This window comes from Siminovitchia sp. FSL H7-0308 (assembly GCF_037980985.1).
Lineage (GTDB): Bacteria > Bacillota > Bacilli > Bacillales > Bacillaceae_C > Siminovitchia > Siminovitchia thermophila.
In genome coordinates this window covers 1,702,615-1,718,407 of sequence record NZ_CP150282.1, presented here as the reverse complement: position 1 = coordinate 1,718,407, position 15,793 = coordinate 1,702,615, and the positions used below count along the sequence as shown (strand labels likewise).

General features: G+C 43.1%; 20 protein-coding genes. 1 reads left to right on the top strand and 19 read right to left on the bottom strand.

The window, feature by feature from the left end; translation table 11 throughout:
- Position 1 precedes the first annotated feature (1 nt).
- Genes bshB1 through MHB50_RS08160 form a run of 3 tightly spaced genes read right to left on the bottom strand, consistent with a single transcriptional unit; the run spans position 2 to position 1,874 of the window.
- The gene (gene bshB1 / locus MHB50_RS08170) at positions 2-715 is read right to left on the bottom strand and encodes a bacillithiol biosynthesis deacetylase BshB1 (protein ID WP_339163084.1); all 714 of its coding nucleotides are present in this window, start codon (positions 713-715) and stop codon (positions 2-4) included.
- Between the two features lie 15 nt (positions 716-730).
- Positions 731-1,531: a 4-hydroxy-tetrahydrodipicolinate reductase gene (gene dapB, locus MHB50_RS08165; RefSeq protein ID WP_340085312.1), complete on the bottom strand. Its 801-nt coding sequence runs from the start codon at positions 1,529-1,531 to the stop codon at positions 731-733.
- On the bottom strand, positions 1,524-1,874 hold the full coding sequence (locus tag MHB50_RS08160; protein WP_340085311.1) for a nucleotide pyrophosphohydrolase: 351 nt from the start codon (positions 1,872-1,874) through the stop codon (positions 1,524-1,526). Before MHB50_RS08160 ends, dapB begins: the two co-directional genes overlap by 8 nt.
- 312 nt (positions 1,875-2,186) lie before the next feature.
- Here MHB50_RS08160 and MHB50_RS08155 point away from each other — a divergent pair, with 312 nt between their 5' ends.
- Complete coding sequence (locus MHB50_RS08155) at positions 2,187-3,062, top strand: YitT family protein (protein ID WP_077113326.1); 876 nt, start codon at positions 2,187-2,189, stop codon at positions 3,060-3,062.
- A gap of 297 nt (positions 3,063-3,359) precedes the next feature.
- Here MHB50_RS08155 and MHB50_RS08150 read toward each other — a convergent pair whose 3' ends face one another.
- The 16 genes from MHB50_RS08150 to folE form a co-directional block, all read right to left on the bottom strand.
- Positions 3,360-4,034 (bottom strand): zinc metallopeptidase, encoded by a 675-nt coding sequence (locus MHB50_RS08150; protein WP_077113325.1) that lies wholly within the window; start codon positions 4,032-4,034, stop codon positions 3,360-3,362.
- Between the two features lie 57 nt (positions 4,035-4,091).
- The gene (gene ypjB / locus MHB50_RS08145) at positions 4,092-4,877 is read right to left on the bottom strand and encodes a sporulation protein YpjB (protein WP_077113324.1); all 786 of its coding nucleotides are present in this window, start codon (positions 4,875-4,877) and stop codon (positions 4,092-4,094) included.
- A gap of 80 nt (positions 4,878-4,957) precedes the next feature.
- Complete coding sequence (locus MHB50_RS08140) at positions 4,958-5,524, bottom strand: DUF1405 domain-containing protein (protein WP_083717685.1); 567 nt, start codon at positions 5,522-5,524, stop codon at positions 4,958-4,960.
- Positions 5,525-5,608: 84 nt separating this feature from the next.
- Positions 5,609-6,382, bottom strand: coding sequence for a menaquinol-cytochrome c reductase cytochrome b/c subunit (locus MHB50_RS08135; protein ID WP_077113322.1), 774 nt, complete (start codon positions 6,380-6,382; stop codon positions 5,609-5,611).
- Between the two features lie 54 nt (positions 6,383-6,436).
- On the bottom strand, positions 6,437-7,111 hold the full coding sequence (locus MHB50_RS08130; protein WP_077113321.1) for a cytochrome b6: 675 nt from the start codon (positions 7,109-7,111) through the stop codon (positions 6,437-6,439).
- A 14-nt stretch (positions 7,112-7,125) separates the two neighbouring features.
- Positions 7,126-7,641 (bottom strand): ubiquinol-cytochrome c reductase iron-sulfur subunit, encoded by a 516-nt coding sequence (locus tag MHB50_RS08125; protein WP_077113320.1) that lies wholly within the window; start codon positions 7,639-7,641, stop codon positions 7,126-7,128.
- A gap of 130 nt (positions 7,642-7,771) precedes the next feature.
- Entirely contained in the window at positions 7,772-8,239 is a 468-nt protein-coding gene (locus MHB50_RS08120) for a YpiF family protein (RefSeq protein WP_077113319.1), read from the bottom strand.
- Positions 8,240-8,761: 522 nt separating this feature from the next.
- Positions 8,762-9,310, bottom strand: a complete 549-nt coding sequence (locus tag MHB50_RS08115) for a ReoY family proteolytic degradation factor (protein WP_077113318.1) — start codon at positions 9,308-9,310, stop codon at positions 8,762-8,764.
- 43 nt (positions 9,311-9,353) lie between these two features.
- On the bottom strand, positions 9,354-10,607 hold the full coding sequence (locus MHB50_RS08110) for a tetratricopeptide repeat protein (RefSeq protein ID WP_077113514.1): 1,254 nt from the start codon (positions 10,605-10,607) through the stop codon (positions 9,354-9,356).
- 105 nt (positions 10,608-10,712) lie between these two features.
- On the bottom strand, positions 10,713-11,777 hold the full coding sequence (gene aroB, locus MHB50_RS08105) for a 3-dehydroquinate synthase (RefSeq protein ID WP_077113317.1): 1,065 nt from the start codon (positions 11,775-11,777) through the stop codon (positions 10,713-10,715).
- Positions 11,778-11,845: 68 nt separating this feature from the next.
- Positions 11,846-12,292 carry a nucleoside-diphosphate kinase gene (gene ndk, locus MHB50_RS08100; RefSeq protein ID WP_077113316.1) on the bottom strand — a complete coding sequence of 149 codons (447 nt, stop codon included), beginning with the start codon at positions 12,290-12,292 and terminating at the stop codon, positions 11,846-11,848.
- 101 nt (positions 12,293-12,393) lie between these two features.
- A complete protein-coding gene (gene hepT, locus MHB50_RS08095) occupies positions 12,394-13,356 on the bottom strand; it encodes a heptaprenyl diphosphate synthase component II (protein WP_077113315.1) in 963 nt (320 codons plus the stop codon).
- Between the two features lie 15 nt (positions 13,357-13,371).
- Positions 13,372-14,079 carry a demethylmenaquinone methyltransferase gene (gene menG / locus MHB50_RS08090; RefSeq protein WP_077113314.1) on the bottom strand — a complete coding sequence of 236 codons (708 nt, stop codon included), beginning with the start codon at positions 14,077-14,079 and terminating at the stop codon, positions 13,372-13,374.
- Positions 14,080-14,099: 20 nt separating this feature from the next.
- Positions 14,100-14,873 carry a heptaprenyl diphosphate synthase component 1 gene (locus MHB50_RS08085; RefSeq protein ID WP_077113313.1) on the bottom strand — a complete coding sequence of 258 codons (774 nt, stop codon included), beginning with the start codon at positions 14,871-14,873 and terminating at the stop codon, positions 14,100-14,102.
- Positions 14,874-14,938: 65 nt separating this feature from the next.
- On the bottom strand, positions 14,939-15,172 hold the full coding sequence (mtrB, locus tag MHB50_RS08080; RefSeq protein WP_077113312.1) for a trp RNA-binding attenuation protein MtrB: 234 nt from the start codon (positions 15,170-15,172) through the stop codon (positions 14,939-14,941).
- A gap of 16 nt (positions 15,173-15,188) precedes the next feature.
- Positions 15,189-15,755 (bottom strand): GTP cyclohydrolase I FolE, encoded by a 567-nt coding sequence (gene folE / locus MHB50_RS08075; protein WP_340085122.1) that lies wholly within the window; start codon positions 15,753-15,755, stop codon positions 15,189-15,191.
- Between the last annotated feature and the right edge of the window lie 38 nt (positions 15,756-15,793).

Below are 15,793 nucleotides of genomic sequence, written 5' to 3'. Positions count from 1 at the left end.
GCTACAAGCCTTCCCCAAATATGTTGTTATTTACAAGCAAAGGGCGATCCGTTTTAAACCCTTCTGCAAAAGCAACCCCTGTTTCAAGACCATAAAGCCTTTCCCTTGCCTCAATTCGTTCTAGATAACCGTTTGTAAGCACTGTCTCCACGCCGTTAGGCCCTTTCATAAACTGCGACTCATAGGCACGAAGCGCGAACAGCTTTTCTTCGATAAACAAAGAAATATCCACGGCAACATCAGGACGCGGCTGGCTGTTGATAAAGTAATATAGTAACTGTCTTGCTTTATGTACACTTTGGCCATCCGCATCATACTTTTGAATGCCGGCCGAAAAAAAGGCTTCCTTCACAAGAGCCGCGCAATTGCCATGGTCTGGGTGCCGATCTTCCCAAAAAGGAGCAAAAACGACAATCGGCTTGTAACGGCGAATGACCCCCGCGATTTTTTTTATGTATTCTTCTTTCATGAATAAGCCGCGGTCCGGAAAATGCAGATTAATTCGCTCATGCACATGCAGCCTTTGGGCCGCTTCCTTTGCTTCAGCGTGTCTCTTCTCGACAGTTCCATTGGAAGAGAGTTCGGCCTCAGTTAAATCACAAATGACAATTTTTTTGCCTTCAGATGCCCATTTATAGATGGAGCCGGCCATGCCGATTTCTACATCATCGGCATGAGCCCCAAAAGCAAGAATATCTATTTGCTCCAGTTTCAACAGAAATCCCCCTTTTTAGTCTATGATAGATTCCAAACCGTAGACAAGGGTGTTTAATTGAAGTACGGTCTCCACCGAGACTTTCACTCCGGACATAAAAGATGCCCGGTTATACGAGTCATGCCTGATTGTTAAGGTTTGTCCGTTAGAACCGAAGATCACCTGCTGGTGGGCGACTAATCCCGGAAGTCTTACACTATGTATTCTCATACCGTCAACTTCGGCGCCTCTCGCACCTGAAATGGTTTCCTTTTCATTTTCGTGTCCCTGTGCCTTTGGTTCCCTGTTGACGCCGATCATTTCTGCCGTTTTGACAGCGGTTCCTGATGGAGCATCTAACTTTCGATCATGATGCATTTCAATAATTTCAACGTCTTCAAAGTACTTTGCCGCCGTTTGGGCGAATTTCATCATTAATACGGCGCCGACCGCAAAATTCGGAGCAATGATGCAACCCAGACTTTTGCGTTCAGCAAGCTCTTTTAACTCTTCAAGTTGTTCCGGCGTAAAACCGGTCGTGCCGACAACCGGGCGCACTCCGTTTTCCAAAGCTGATTTTGTATGTAAGAAACCTAGATCGGGGGTTGTTAAATCAATCAATACATCCGCTTCCACCTCCCGGAAGCACTCATGTATATCAGTGTAGATCGGAACATCCAGTCCCGAAAAACCTTCCGTATCCGATAACAGCTTTCCGTTATTGATGCGGTCAATGACGGCTGTAAGCCGAAAATGCGGTGTTTCTTTTACAAGGTTTACTGCTTCCCTGCCCATTCTTCCCCGCGGGCCGGCTACAATAATGTTAATCTCATTCATCATTTTGTTCACCTTCATTTTTTTTAGTCCATCTGTCTTTGTCTCTCGTTTTGAACTTATGCATGACTCGGTCGTGGGCATCTTGTAAATCGATGTCCAAGGAATTGGCCAAGCAAATCACGACAAATAACAAATCGCCAAGTTCTTCCTCTACTGTTTTTTCTGTTTCATCGGCTTTTTTCTTTTTTTCACCATAATAATGATTAACTTCCCTTGCCAGTTCCCCCAACTCTTCGGTTAATCTGGCAGTCATGGCCAAGGGACTGAAATACCCTTCTTTAAACTGGCCGATATAGTTATCCACTTCATGCTGCATTTCCTGTAACGTTTTTCTATGACTCATCATTTCTCACCTTGATTCATTATTTCTTCACCTTCTTACCATATGTTAGCTAATTCTTTTTTTTTATACAAATGAAAATGCTTCAGTAAAGTGAAACTTCATTCAGTAGGAGTTCCATCTCCTACTGAATGTTAGTTGAACCAATCGGGCATTTAAGTGCCGTTTTCTCACACTTTGACCTTTTGTATCAAATCAGGTCTTGAAGTGGTGTATATGGCACCTTACATGTGGGGTAAAAGTTGCCGCTAAATGGAGTTATTGGATATAATGTGAAATACTCGGTGAAAAAAATGTGCAGGGAGAGAAGGAATTGTGCCTTTTCAATTAAAAGTAAAGAATATCCTATATATCTTATTGGGTGCGGGCATTTTTGCATTCGGACTTGTTCATTTTAACATGCAAAACCATTTGGCTGAAGGAGGATTTACGGGAATTACCCTTCTTCTTTATTTTCTATTTCACATTGATCCTTCCCTCACAAATTTACTATTGAATGTGCCCTTATTTTTCATTGGCTGGAAATTGCTTGGCAAAAAACCTTTTCTTTATACCCTTATAGGGACGGTTGCCGTTTCGATATTTTTGTTCATTTTTCAGAGATTTGAGATTTCCATTCCGCTGGATGGCGACCTTTTTCTCGCTGCGTTATTTGCCGGAGTGTTTGCCGGCATTGGCCTGGGAATGATTTTTCGCTTTGGGGGAACAACGGGAGGCGTTGATATTATCGCCCGTCTCTTATTCAAATACAAAGGCATAAGCATGGGCAGAACAATGTTCATTTTTGATGCATGCGTCATCCTTTTATCTTTAATCACCTACTTGGATCATCGGGAAGCAATGTATACGCTCGTTGCCGTATTTGTCGGAGCGCGTGTCATTGATTTCATGCAGGAAGGGGCTTATGCAGCGAGGGGCGCCATGATCATTTCTGAGAAACACCACGGCGAAGTAGCTGACGCCATCATGAAAGATATGGGCCGGGGCGTAACTGTATTAAGAGGACGGGGATCTTTTACAAAAGAGGAAAAAGATGTGCTCTATTGTGTGGTTGGCCGAAATGAAATTGTCCATTTAAAACGGATTATTTCAACAATCGACCCGCAGGCGTTTGTGTCTGTCATCGTCGTTCACGATGTGATGGGCGAAGGATTTACACTTGATGAAAATAAAAGACCGCTTGATCTATAAGGTAGGCTTTCTTGATATGTTAACAGCACGAGCTGAAATGAAGAACCTTAAGCCGCCCGCCAGGAATGAGACGTAGACGTTTCCAGGAGGCGGCTTGTCAGCGCGCAAGCAGTTCAAGAACTTCATATGCAGCTTTGAGTGGAGCTAACCGGAGAGCTGGGAGTAAGCCAATAGGCACCTGACATTATGTTTCCTCCCTTCTCTCACTTAGCTTGCATCAGCTTGATGTTTAGCCCTTCCTCCAGTTGAATCAATCATAAAAAAAGCCCGGTGCAAAAGAGCGCCGGACATATTTACCTATTCACGATTTGTAAAAATAAGGATCAATCTGAGCAATTCCAATACGGCGACAGCGGCTGCCGCAACATATGTCATCGCTGCCGCATTCAAGACTTTTCTCGCGTCGCGTTCTTCCGAGTTGCTGATCAGGCCAAGCGAGACGATCTGGTCCATGGCTCTGGAAGAAGCATTGAATTCAACCGGCAGTGTAACGAGTTGGAATAAAACTCCCGCCGCCATCAAAACAATGCCGATTAACAGCATGTTGGAAAACGCGGTGGAAAGCAAGCCAATGATAATAAATATCCAGGCAATGTTGGAGCTGATGTTTGCAACCGGTACCAATGCGTGTCTAAAGCGCAAAGGCGCGTATCCCTGCTGGTCTTGAATGGCGTGTCCGACTTCATGGGCTGCCACAGCGGCACCGGCAACCGATGGACGATGAAAGTTGTCTGATGACAAATGCACCGATTTGGTGATCGGATTGTAGTGGTCACTTAAAACGCCAGGGGTTTCCTTAACTTGGACATTATATAAACCGTTGGCATCCAATATTTTTCTGGCCACTTCTGCTCCTGTAATGCCGGCGGTTGTTGGAATTTTTGCAAATTTTTTATACGTACTTTGGACCCTAAATTGTGCCCATATGGGTATGATTATGATCAACAAAAAATACATTAAATATCCGCCCATTTTTACCCTCCAATACAAGTAGCTTTACTATTATTTTATGGGATAACTTGCTGTTGGTCAATTATTTGGATCTTTTCGCTTCCTCTCTTTTTTCTCACCTTTATACTTGCGCCAACTGACATAGGAAAGTGTCAAAATAATCACGCTTCCGGTCATGGATATGACCCACCATAATGAAGGATCCGCCTCATCCTCATCCACTTCGGCAAAGAGACGCTTTAAATCGGCTTCAAAATCCTCTAGTTGGGATGTCCAATTTTGTTCAGTAAATTGTGAGCGGTAATTGTCAAAGAAAGCAATTCTTGAATCAATTTTCTGAAGCTTTTCAGCGGGAAGATCAATTTTTAAACTTGGCTGGATTACGCTATATATGGAAAGAAAGTCGTTTAAATGACGATTGTAAGATTCCTGGTCGCCGTCCAGCGCAGCATTTTTCACTTGGCGAAAGCTGTCCATGATAGAGCCTTCCATTTCAAGCCACATGGGTTGATGATTGGATTGGACAGCGTCATTGGCCAATCGGAAGGCTGTCACCATCCGAATCCTTTCTTCTTTATCCATGTCAACGCTTGTAACTGCCCTGAGCGCCTCATGATGAGCGGCAGTAAGCACTCTTAACTCGTCCATAGTAAACGTTTGTTCTTTCATGCCTTGCTTAGAGAACTGCACGGCATAACGTTCCAAAAGGACCTTTGCTTCGTCGAACCGCGAAAATTTTGTTAGCTGCAAGGCCTCGTCAGCCAGTTGATCGAGCTCCTCAATGACAGGATCAGGTTTTGAATTGGCTAAGCCGCCATTTAGAAAGAGAGTCAGGCTCAGAAGGATCCCGGATAACAATTTCATAAGTGCCCCTCCTCATACTACTTGTAAAAATGTATGAGAAAGTGGACAAGAATAGACCTTTTTTAATATTTGCCTAATGATTATTGAATATGTATTGTGTCACGATTTCTGCGCGCTGCATAATAAGCAATTCCCACCGATATAATACTCAGCCAAAATGTAAAATAGCCAATCTCACGTACATACAGCTCGAGTCCGGGATATTTGGGATATTGCATAAATACATAATCTATGACGTCATTGTGGAAAGTCCATACTGCTGCCGCCAAAACATGTTTGATCTTCAATTGATAAAAAGGTGCATATAATACTGCCTGCAGGGCCATTGCCCCGTGAGAAGCGATCAGCATATATCCCTGCCAGGGCAGTACACCCGTGACATTCAGTGTCAGGATATTCATGACAACAGCCCAAATTCCATACTTTACAAGCGTTACGCAGGCAAACGCTTCAAAGATGGGGGAGTTTTTATTTTGAATAAAAGCCATCAGCACGAAAACAAAAAAAAGGCTGGCTGTCGGACTATCCGGAACGAATGGAATAAAGATCAAAGGTGTGATTTCCAACTGGCTTTTATACCAGTAATAGCCATACATTGTACCGATGGCATTGACGATCAATAACATCCATAATATACGTCTATCCATCAAGATCGTTAACAACAACTTCACGGGGCACACCGCCTTCCCTTTACATAAAAAGCCGGCAAATTTGCCGGCTTTCAGAGTATATTATTCACTTTTCAAGCTGGCAATAAATTCTGCAAGCTTGTCTAAATCTTCTTCAGAGCCATTATATTGATCCGCGGGCATTGTCCCAACACCATTTACCGCAATATCTTTAAGTTCGTCTGGACTTAAATCAAGATTGACCAATGGTGGCGCCGCAGGTCCGCCTTCAAGGTTTTCACCGTGGCAATTAATACAGCTTTGAGCCGCATATATTTTATAACCTTCTGCCTCTGTGTCTATCTCAACATCGGCTTCTTCGGTAATTTTCCCTTGTTCCTTGGCCGCTGCCCAATCGTGATTCGCAACTGCTTCCCAAGTAAGGTAAAAAACGGAAGCAAATCCAAGCAGCATAAAGGCCGTTGCCAATGGACGCTTTATCGGACGTCGTTCAGGCCCCCGATCTAGAAATGGCGCAAGCATTAAAGCACCAAAGGCAAGACCCGGGATAATCAAGACGCCAATGACGTTATACGGCCCGGAAGCGAAACGATATTTGATTAATTGATAAAGAAACAAGAAGTACCAGTCAGGCAGTGGAATATAACCGGTATCCGTCGGATCGGCAATACGTTCCAGCGGTGCCGGATGAACTGCCGTCAAACATAAGAATCCGATGAGGAACACAGCGCCAACAAGCCATTCTCTCAACAGAAAGTCCGGCCAGAATGCTTCCGTTTTTCCCGGATATTCGGAATAGTCTTTGGGAACGTTCGGCATCCGTTCAGCAGGAATACGTGAATCGCCGACAAACTTCATCCCTTTTCCTCGTTTCATTTTGTCCCCTCCTTTAATCCGTTACTATTCAATAATGGTTAATGGGTTATTTTTTTATAGTGGACCAGAAATTCCTTGTCTTCTAATCAAGATAAAGTGAGCACCCATTAAAGCCAACAATGCAGCAGGAAGGAAAAATACGTGTATGGCAAAAAAGCGTGTCAACGTTTGCGCACCGACAATCGTCGGGTCTCCTGCTATTAAAGTTTTCATAGCAACTCCGATAAACGGAATCGATTCGACAATATCCAATGTAACTTTCGTTGCGAATAATGCCTTCATATCCCATGGGAGCAAGTAACCTGTAAGTCCAAGGGCCAGCATGACAAAAAAGATAAGGACTCCTACAATCCAGTTAAGCTCACGAGGCTTCTTATATGCTCCTTGGAAAAACACACGCAACGTATGTAAAAACATCATAACAATAACGACACTGGCTCCCCAGTGATGCATGCCACGGACGATCTGTCCGAAAGCCACTTCATTTTGAAGGTAATAAACGGATTCCCAGGCGTTTTTGATATCGGGTACATAATACATCGTTAAAAACATTCCCGATAAAATTTGGATAACGGTAACGAAAAACGTTAACCCGCCAAAACAGTAAACAAACGCAGAAAAATGGTGTGCCGGATTGACATGTTCGGGCACTTCATGATCTGCAATGTCTCTCCAAATCGGCGTAATATCCATTCGCTCGTCAATCCAGTCGTACATTTTGTTCAGCAATGATTACGCCCCCTTTACTTCTTTTTAACGAACGGATTTTCTTCTGGATTACCCAACATTAAAAAGCCGTCTTTTTCCTTGACTGGATAAGCATCCAACGGTCCTCTGGGCGGAGTTCCCGGAACATTGTTCCCGTCTTTCGTGTAAAGGCCGTTATGGCATGGACAGAAAAACATATCTGGGTGCTTTTCACTACCTGCCCAGTTAACGGTACAGCCTAAATGTTTACAAATGGGAGAAAGTGCTACAACCTCTCCTTTGTCATTTTTATACACCCAAGCTGTTTGCGTTACCTCGGAGGTGTACCACCCATCCTTTTGCTCATACTTAAAGTCAACACGGACAGGTTCTTCTGTAATATCGGCCATCTTTTTATCGGTCATTTTAAAATCACCAGCAGCTTCTGCCTTTAACACAGGATCCACTGCAAACCGAACCATCGGCAACAGCATTCCAGCCGCCATAAAGCCGCCCACTCCAGTTAGCGTATAACTTAGAAATTGGCGTCTTGTTACTGGATTTTTGCTCATCCCTATCCCCCCTCTGTCAGTAAGGTTAGTCCATCGGACAATTTATTGCGCACATTTACAAACTAGGACATCATAATAATATATCAATAAACCATGAAAATCAATAATATACAATCGGAAACAATGTCAACTATGTGGCGATTCCCTGCCACCCTTGAACGATTTCATTCATCAGCTGCTTGACCTGAGTTTCCATGATAGAGTGTTTATACTGCTCATCCAAATGTTCCAAGGGAACAGATGCGGCAAACAGCAGAGAAGCGGAAAGCTGTTCAGCCATACTGCGCCAACTTTCGTCCGATGTCAGTAAAAAGACATACTTCACTTCATGTTCTTTCATGTGCTCGACCCACTTTTGAATCGAAGAAACTTTTTCATTGTCCGCCATCTCGCTTAAGTATGTAAAAGGCGGCAATGCAAGCGCTCTTCCCTTAAATTGTCTTTCAAGGTGCTGTGACAACAAATGGGTGAATTCTCCCTTTTCGGCAATTTGTTTCATGTGGGAGCCAAAGCTGATCGGTATGAGCGGAACAATTACAGTATCAATGTAACTTTTTTCCTTCAAGTAAACTTCAATATCCTTTGCCTTCCACTCCATGTTTCACTCTCCTTTCTTTAAGTATGCTCCAAGACACTGGTTACCATTCTACCAAAAGAATGCGACTAAGACAAAAAAAACAAGGCTGGAACATAAGCAAATACGAAATAGCAAAAACCGAACAATTCATTTATAATTGTTCGGTTTATTTGTGTTAAAAAAATCCCTATCATCGCTACGTCAACATATTTCGCTTTCCGCAGGTCTCTTCCGCTTCCTCGGAAAGCAAAGGCCGCTTTCCTGCGGGATCTTCGGCTCGAGCTATTCCCGCAGGAGTCTACCTATTTTGACAACGCTAAAAGTTTGCGTATGATACAATGGGATCCATTTATCCCGGCACGCATGTAAGGTGCCGTAAAACTCCCACTTCAAAATCTTGAGTGAATACAAAAGGTCCGAGTGGGAGAAAACGGCACCTAAATGCCCGATTCGTTCAACCAACATTCAGTAGGAGGCCCTACTGAATGAAGTTTCACTTTATGGTTCGTTTTTTCATCAGCTGATTTAGTTGTGTCCCAGACTTTATTTTTGCTCTCTCAGTTCTTTTAACTGCAGCGACAGCTTTTCAAAAAGATCCTTATCGCGGCGATCAAGCGCCTCATCAATGGCCGTTAACAATTTGTCCTCTTGAAATTTCAGCAGACTTTCTTTCAAAAATTGTTCCGCGATGGCTTTATCTTTTTCACTGATCAGAACCGTCTTTTTAACGAATGGATTCTCCTCCAATACCGCGGCATATTGATGAGACAAGTGTGAACCACGGAAGTTGATCTGAATATAAATATCTTCATCCCGATTCAATCGAATATCATGAAAAGATTTTTCCGCATCGGTTGTCATAATATTATCCTTATAAAACCGGAAAGGAACTTCTCTTGTGCAATGAGTGGACATGATTAATCCTCTGGGACAGAACTGGGCTTCTTCAACAAAATGAACTTTCTCCATCAACTGATCGTGGCTCATCAAATAATTCAGAATCCAGACAGATTCTCTCCTTTTGAGTTGATAACGATTTAAAAACCAGCGAATAAAATCTTTTTTTTCGTTGACAGATACAGGGGTGGCCATTTCTATTCCCTCCTCTGTGAAGATATAGCCCCAAAGGCTGATCTTAATCTTGCAGACGGTCAATCCATTCGTGCCATTCCTCATTCTCAGGCTCCATTTCAGCCAATGAATGAAAGATATCCACCGCTTCTTCCGCTTTTCCATCCTCAATCAAAAAGTATGCAAAATGTTTTAAAAACTCCGGGTTGTGTTTAAGATCATTATATGCCTGCTTGTACTCGTTTAATGCATCAGAATACTGTTCCAGTTGCTGATGGCTGTACGCTGCATCCCAGCGCATTTCAGCATCCTGATTGTCTTTAAACATGGCTGTCATTTCCAGCACTTCATGATATCTTTCCTGTTTCATAAGAAGCCTTGTCAGCCGTTTGGCTGCCTCCGAAAGTTCCGGGTCAAGCGAAAGCGCCTCTCGCAAAAAGCTTTCCGCTTCGTCACTCCGGCCGGCTTTTAATAACAATGTTCCAGTGTATGCATACAAATCGGGATTAAATTCATCGACAGCCAACCCCTCTTTGCCAATCTGTATGGCCTTCTCCAATTCGCGGACCCGCTCATAGGATTTGGCCAAATATAAATAAAGTGAAGTGTAGTCGGGATCAAGCTGTTTCAGTTCATTGAATGCCTTTATTGCTTTTTGGTCGTTTCCTGCTTGGTAGCATGTCAAGCCGTAGCCAAAAAGCACGTTTAATTCCTGATGTTCTTCCAGAGCCTTCTCATAATAATGGATGGCATCTTCAAAGGCGCCGCCCGAACTTAACGCTTCAGCAAGCTTTGCATCCATGTTCTGTCCTGCAACAGTGTGCTCCCCTGTGCTTAATAATTGCTTGTAGCATACGCCGGCATCAAGAAAGCGGCCCTGTGACATATACAGCTCTCCCAATGCGTACATTATGATCGGTTCATCAGGAAATTTCTGTTTTGCTGTAAGAAGTTTCTGTTCACTTACCTCATACAAGCCTTGCATTTGGTATAAATCTGCTTCAAGGAGAAGTGCCGCCCCATACAGCTCATCCGTATCAGGGATTTTTTCCAGAAGAAGCAGTGCCTTTTCCTCCTGGCCCATTTCAATGAGCAGTTCAGACATGGACAACCTAATGTCACTGAGATCAGGGTATTGATTCAGAAGAGATTCATAAAGCTCAATCGCCTCTTCCAAAAATCCATACTGAGCCAACTGGCCGGCAAGTGAGTACTTTTCCTCATCGGAACTGTATTTTTTCACTCTTGAAAAAGATTGCATGGCTTTGTCAACATTTTGCGTTTGTATATATTGTATCATTAACTCGGCATCTGTCATAAGCAAAACCCTTCCAAAAACCATCTATGGTTTGATCAAGAAGATTATATTATTGTTTCTCCATCAACTTGTGAAAATCCTCTTTTCATTTTTAAAAAATGAAGCTTATTTTTTTAGTTTAGAGAACGTATTTTCCAATATCTTTTGGTCCATGTCAACGATTACCGGCTTGCCAATTTCCTCCAACAATACGAAGCGCGGCTGATCACTCAGTGTCTTTTTATCCCGCAACATCGTTTGATATACTTGCTGAAACTCAAGATCATCCGGTATGGTCGTCTGATATCCCAACTGTTTCGCCCATTGGACAAAATCTCCGATTGAAAATCTCAAGCCAGTGACTTGTTCACTTAAATGGAGCGCGTAAATCATTCCAACCATCACCGCTTCGCCATGGGCAAAAATACCGTAACCTTTGGATGTTTCAATAACATGTCCCAGTGTATGGCCAAAGTTTAGTATGGCTCGCAGCCCGCTTTCTCTTTCATCGACAGAAACTACTCCAGCTTTAATTTCGATTCCCCGCCGCAAAATATATGCCAGCTTGTCATCGGCAATAGTAGCTAGATCAGTAATTTCGGTCATCAAATATTGTAAAAAAGCGGGATCGGAAATAAATGCATGCTTCACCGCTTCGGCAAAGCCCGATCTTTTTTCTTTTATCGGGAGCGTCTTTAAAAAATATGTATTATACAGCACTGCATCAGGCTGATGGAATGCGCCTATCATGTTTTTGCCAAGCCGATGGTTAATGGCGGTCTTTCCACCTACGGCACTATCATGGGCAAGAATCGTTGTCGGAACCTGAATAAAGGAAATTCCCCGCATATATGCCGCTGCGACAAAGCCGGCCAAATCGCCGACAGCCCCTCCGCCAAAGGCAATGATGCAAGATTTCCGATCTAAGCCATGTTCGAGCGCATGCGTAATGCATGCTTCAAAAACCGTCAATTGTTTCGCTTTTTCTCCGGCGGGAACGGTGTAAACAACCGATGGAATCTCCTGCGGCATGTTCGCTTTTAAAGTATCCAAGTGGAGGGAGCCTACAATCTCGTCGGTAATGACGAGCAGTTTTGTATAATTGTTTTGAACGACGAGGTCTCCCAGCTCGTCCAAAGAAGCCGGACCGATGAATACAGGGTAACTTTTAGATGCAGTGCGAACGATCATTTTCAATCAAATCACCTCGTTATGAAAATGAAAAAACACCTGCTCGACGCAGGCGGTTTTCATTCGTTTTAATACACCCAGTTATTGATTAACTTGGAGTATTCAATCAGCTCTTCTTTCTTGAAAAAGAGGCCAATTTCCCTTTTGGCACTTTCAGGGGAGTCGGATCCATGAATAACATTTTTGCCGACCGTAACACCGAAATCACCGCGGATTGTGCCTGGGGCTGCATCTTTAGGGTTGGTAGCCCCCATCATTTGTCTTGCCGTGGCGATCACGTTTTCTCCTTGCCACACCATGGCAAATACAGGACCGGAAGTAATAAAGTCAACTAACTCCCCAAAAAAAGGACGTTCCTTATGCTCTCCGTAATGCTCTTCCGCAAGTTCGTTGGAAATTTGCATAAGCTTTGCTCCGATGAGCTGAAACCCTTTTTTTTCAAAACGGGAGACAATTTCGCCGATCAATTCTCTTTGCACACCATCAGGCTTAACCATTAAAAATGTTTTTTCCATTTGCATTCACTCCTGCCATAAGATCAAGTACAAATAACAAACAAAAACTCAAAAAGAATGATAACACTTTTTATACAAGCTGGCAAATTTTGTTTGGCTCATCAATGCCTTCTTTTTCCAATATAGTTGGCAATCTCTTGAAGAGGTCTTTTTGCTCGGTTGGCCGGCAACTCTTGCAAAATGTGAAGCGCCTTGTCAAGATAGCGCCTGCTGAGCAGGTGGGACTTTTCAATCGCTCCGGAGTGCTTGATGAGGTGAATGATTTTTTGCATTTCCTCTTTATTCGTATCTTCATTTACCTTTATAATTTCAGCTTTCAGCTCGGGAATTTGCATGGCATATAAAGCCGGGAGGGTGATGTTTCCTTGCCGCAAGTCCTCTCCGGCGGGTTTACCGAGTTCTTTTTCTGTCGCGGTAAAATCCAATATGTCATCTGTAATTTGGAAGGACATTCCGATATAATATCCAAACTTGTATAGGCGCCGGTATATACGCTCATCCGTTTTCCCTGCAATAGCCCCTAGTTCGCAGCTCACCGCGATTAGCAAAGCTGTTTTTCTTTTGATCCGCCGTAAATAATCTCTTATTGTTTGGTCAAAACGAAATTTATCCTGGATTTGCACCATTTCCCCAATGCAAACTTCGACTATTGCCTTTGCCAGTTTTTTATGGGCAATCGGGTTGGAAATATTGGTCATGTATTCCAGAGAACGCGCAAAAATAAAGTCGCCTGTATACATGGCCATCCGGTCATCCCAAGTATAGTTGATGGTCGGCCTGCCTCTTCTTGTATCGGCTTCGTCAATGACATCGTCATGAACAAGAGACGCCATGTGAATTAATTCGAGGGCAAGCGCCACATTTTTGATCGTGTCGATTTTATATTCGCCAAATTGAGCGGAGAGCAATACAAAGACTGGCCGTATTCTCTTACCGCCAGCTTTCAACAATTGGAGGGAGGCGTTTTGCAGTAATGTTGAATTGGAACAAACGGCGTTTTCCAGTTCTTTTTCAATTAAATCCAGATCGTATTTAAAGGTTGAATAAAGCCTTTTTAGTTTCATGTCATTTCCACCCAGCTATTTTTTCTCTTTCCATCCAATGTGGGCCGCTGCAGCCCCTCCACTAAAAGATTTGTAGATGACGTTCGTAAAGCCCGCCCGCCAAAACATTTGGGCCAGCTCTTCCTTTCCAGGAAAGTCACGCGCAGATTCCTGCAGCCATGAATATTCCTCATAGCTTTTCGCAAATAACTTCCCGAAAACGGGCATAATATACCGAAAATAGGCATAGAAGAGTTGGCGGTAGACAGGCAGAGTCGGCTGGGAAGTTTCCAGGCAAACGGCCATTCCGCCGGGTTTTGTCACCCGATACATCTCTTTCAATGTTTGCATATAATCAGGAACATTACGAAGGCCAAATCCTATCGTGACATAATCAAAACGATTATCTTCAAAAGGAAGTTCCATTGCATTTCCGTGAATGAGTGTCATTTGCTCCATATTTCTTTGTGCTTTCTTTTCTTCGGCAATTTTTAACATATTTTTACTGAAGTCAAGCCCGAACACCTGTCCTTCATGTCCGACTTTCTCCGCTAGTGAGACCGTCCAGTCTCCGGTGCCGCAGCAAACATCCAGCGCCGTTTCGCCTTTTTGCACGTCCATTTTTTTCATCGTTTCTCGGCGCCATTTTGTATGCTGCTGAAAACTGATGATAGAATTCATTTTATCGTAGTTTTTATAAATTGATTCAAATACGTTATGTACACGCTGTTCTTTAGATTGCATTTGGTAACCTTCTTCCAAAATTATGTTGCAAAATGATGGCCATTTACCAGATCCACAATACGTGTTTGCAGGATGGACGGCAGTGTGCCCACCCCTCTCATTGCTTCCAGCAAGACAGTCTTGCTTTTTTCTATGTACATTTGACAAATGCTTTCCAAGTTCTGTCCATTTTCCATTCTGTCCTGGGCGGTATATCTTTTAAGGCCTTCAAATAATATCGAAAAGTGGCCGTTCTTATACTTCTCCCATTCTGATACAAGCCTCTTAAAGAATAGCAGCTCCGTAAATAATGAATGGTAATGGACAAAATTAAAATGGTTGCAAAATTGTTCAATAATCGTTGTCTCTACTCTTTTTAAATACAGCATGAAGGTGTCAATATCATCCAATTCAAATTGATACAGAGAAACTTTGTACTCGTTGATGAACTTAACCGCCTTTGCAAGTGTTCGGATTAAGTCAAGATTTTCGTGATCAGCCAGAAGGCGGTAGTAAAGACCGCTAAAATAGTCGCCCGCCAACACCGTTAATTGCCTCTCTTTCATGGATGATAAAGGATTCGTCACCTTTTCATGCGTATCCAAGGCAACTTGAACAAGCATGGCAGATGTCACATATTGGTCAGCCTGCGTATCTGGCAGCTCCGTCTCATTTACCGCCATCGCCAACATCAGGATACGGTCTTCGTCAATAACCGGAAATTCGATTTGTTTTGAAAGAAAGTGATGGTGCAATTTCCTTTCAACAATGGCTTTTATTAAATCAATTTTCTGTTCATTTACACAAAGACCCATATCCGTTTTCCCCATTTCTTTTACACATCATTACTTCCCGGTTCAATTTCACTATTATAACATGATCATTCGTTTCTTTCACTTTCGACTTCACCGACCGCTGTGATGATTTTTGCATTCCCTCTTATTTTGATGGCTGATGTATGATCTGTAAACTGGGCTACCAGAACTTCACCCTTATCCAACTTTTCCGCATGATGAAACCTCGTATCCGTTCCACGCGTCAACCCCATCACATTGACTCCATTCTCCATGGCTTTAATGACGATAAAGTCACCTTGCCCCAATTGGCTTTTCATAGTAACACCCTCTATTCTACGACTTGATTAAAGAGAGAACTTCATTGCGTGACTGGATATCTTTTAAAAAGATTCCCCTTACCGCGGATGTAATGGTTTTAGATCCAGGCTTTTTAATCCCTCTCATCGTCATACACATATGTTCCGCCTCTAATACCACCATAACACCGTGAGGCTGTAATCTATTCATAATGGCGTCCGCTACTGTAGACGTGATCCTTTCTTGAAGCTGTGGCCGCCGCGCAACAGCTTCAACAGCTCTCGCGAGTTTACTTAAACCGGTAACTCTCCCGTTTCTCGGAATATATGCAATATGGGCTTTCCCAAAGAACGGAACCAAATGGTGTTCACACAGCGAGTAAAATGGAATATCTTTCACCAATACGAGTTCTTCATGGTCTTCCCCGAAAATCGTTTCAAAATATTGTTCTGGTTCGATATGAATGCCCGCAAATACTTCTTCATACATGTTGGCAACACGCTTTGGCGTATCAACGAGTCCTTCCCGGTCCGGATCTTCTCCAATTGCTTCCAAAATCATCCGGACTGCTTCTTCGATTTTAGGTTTATTCATTTTCGCCATTTGATATCCTCCTGCCATACTTTCACTAACAGTCCAAT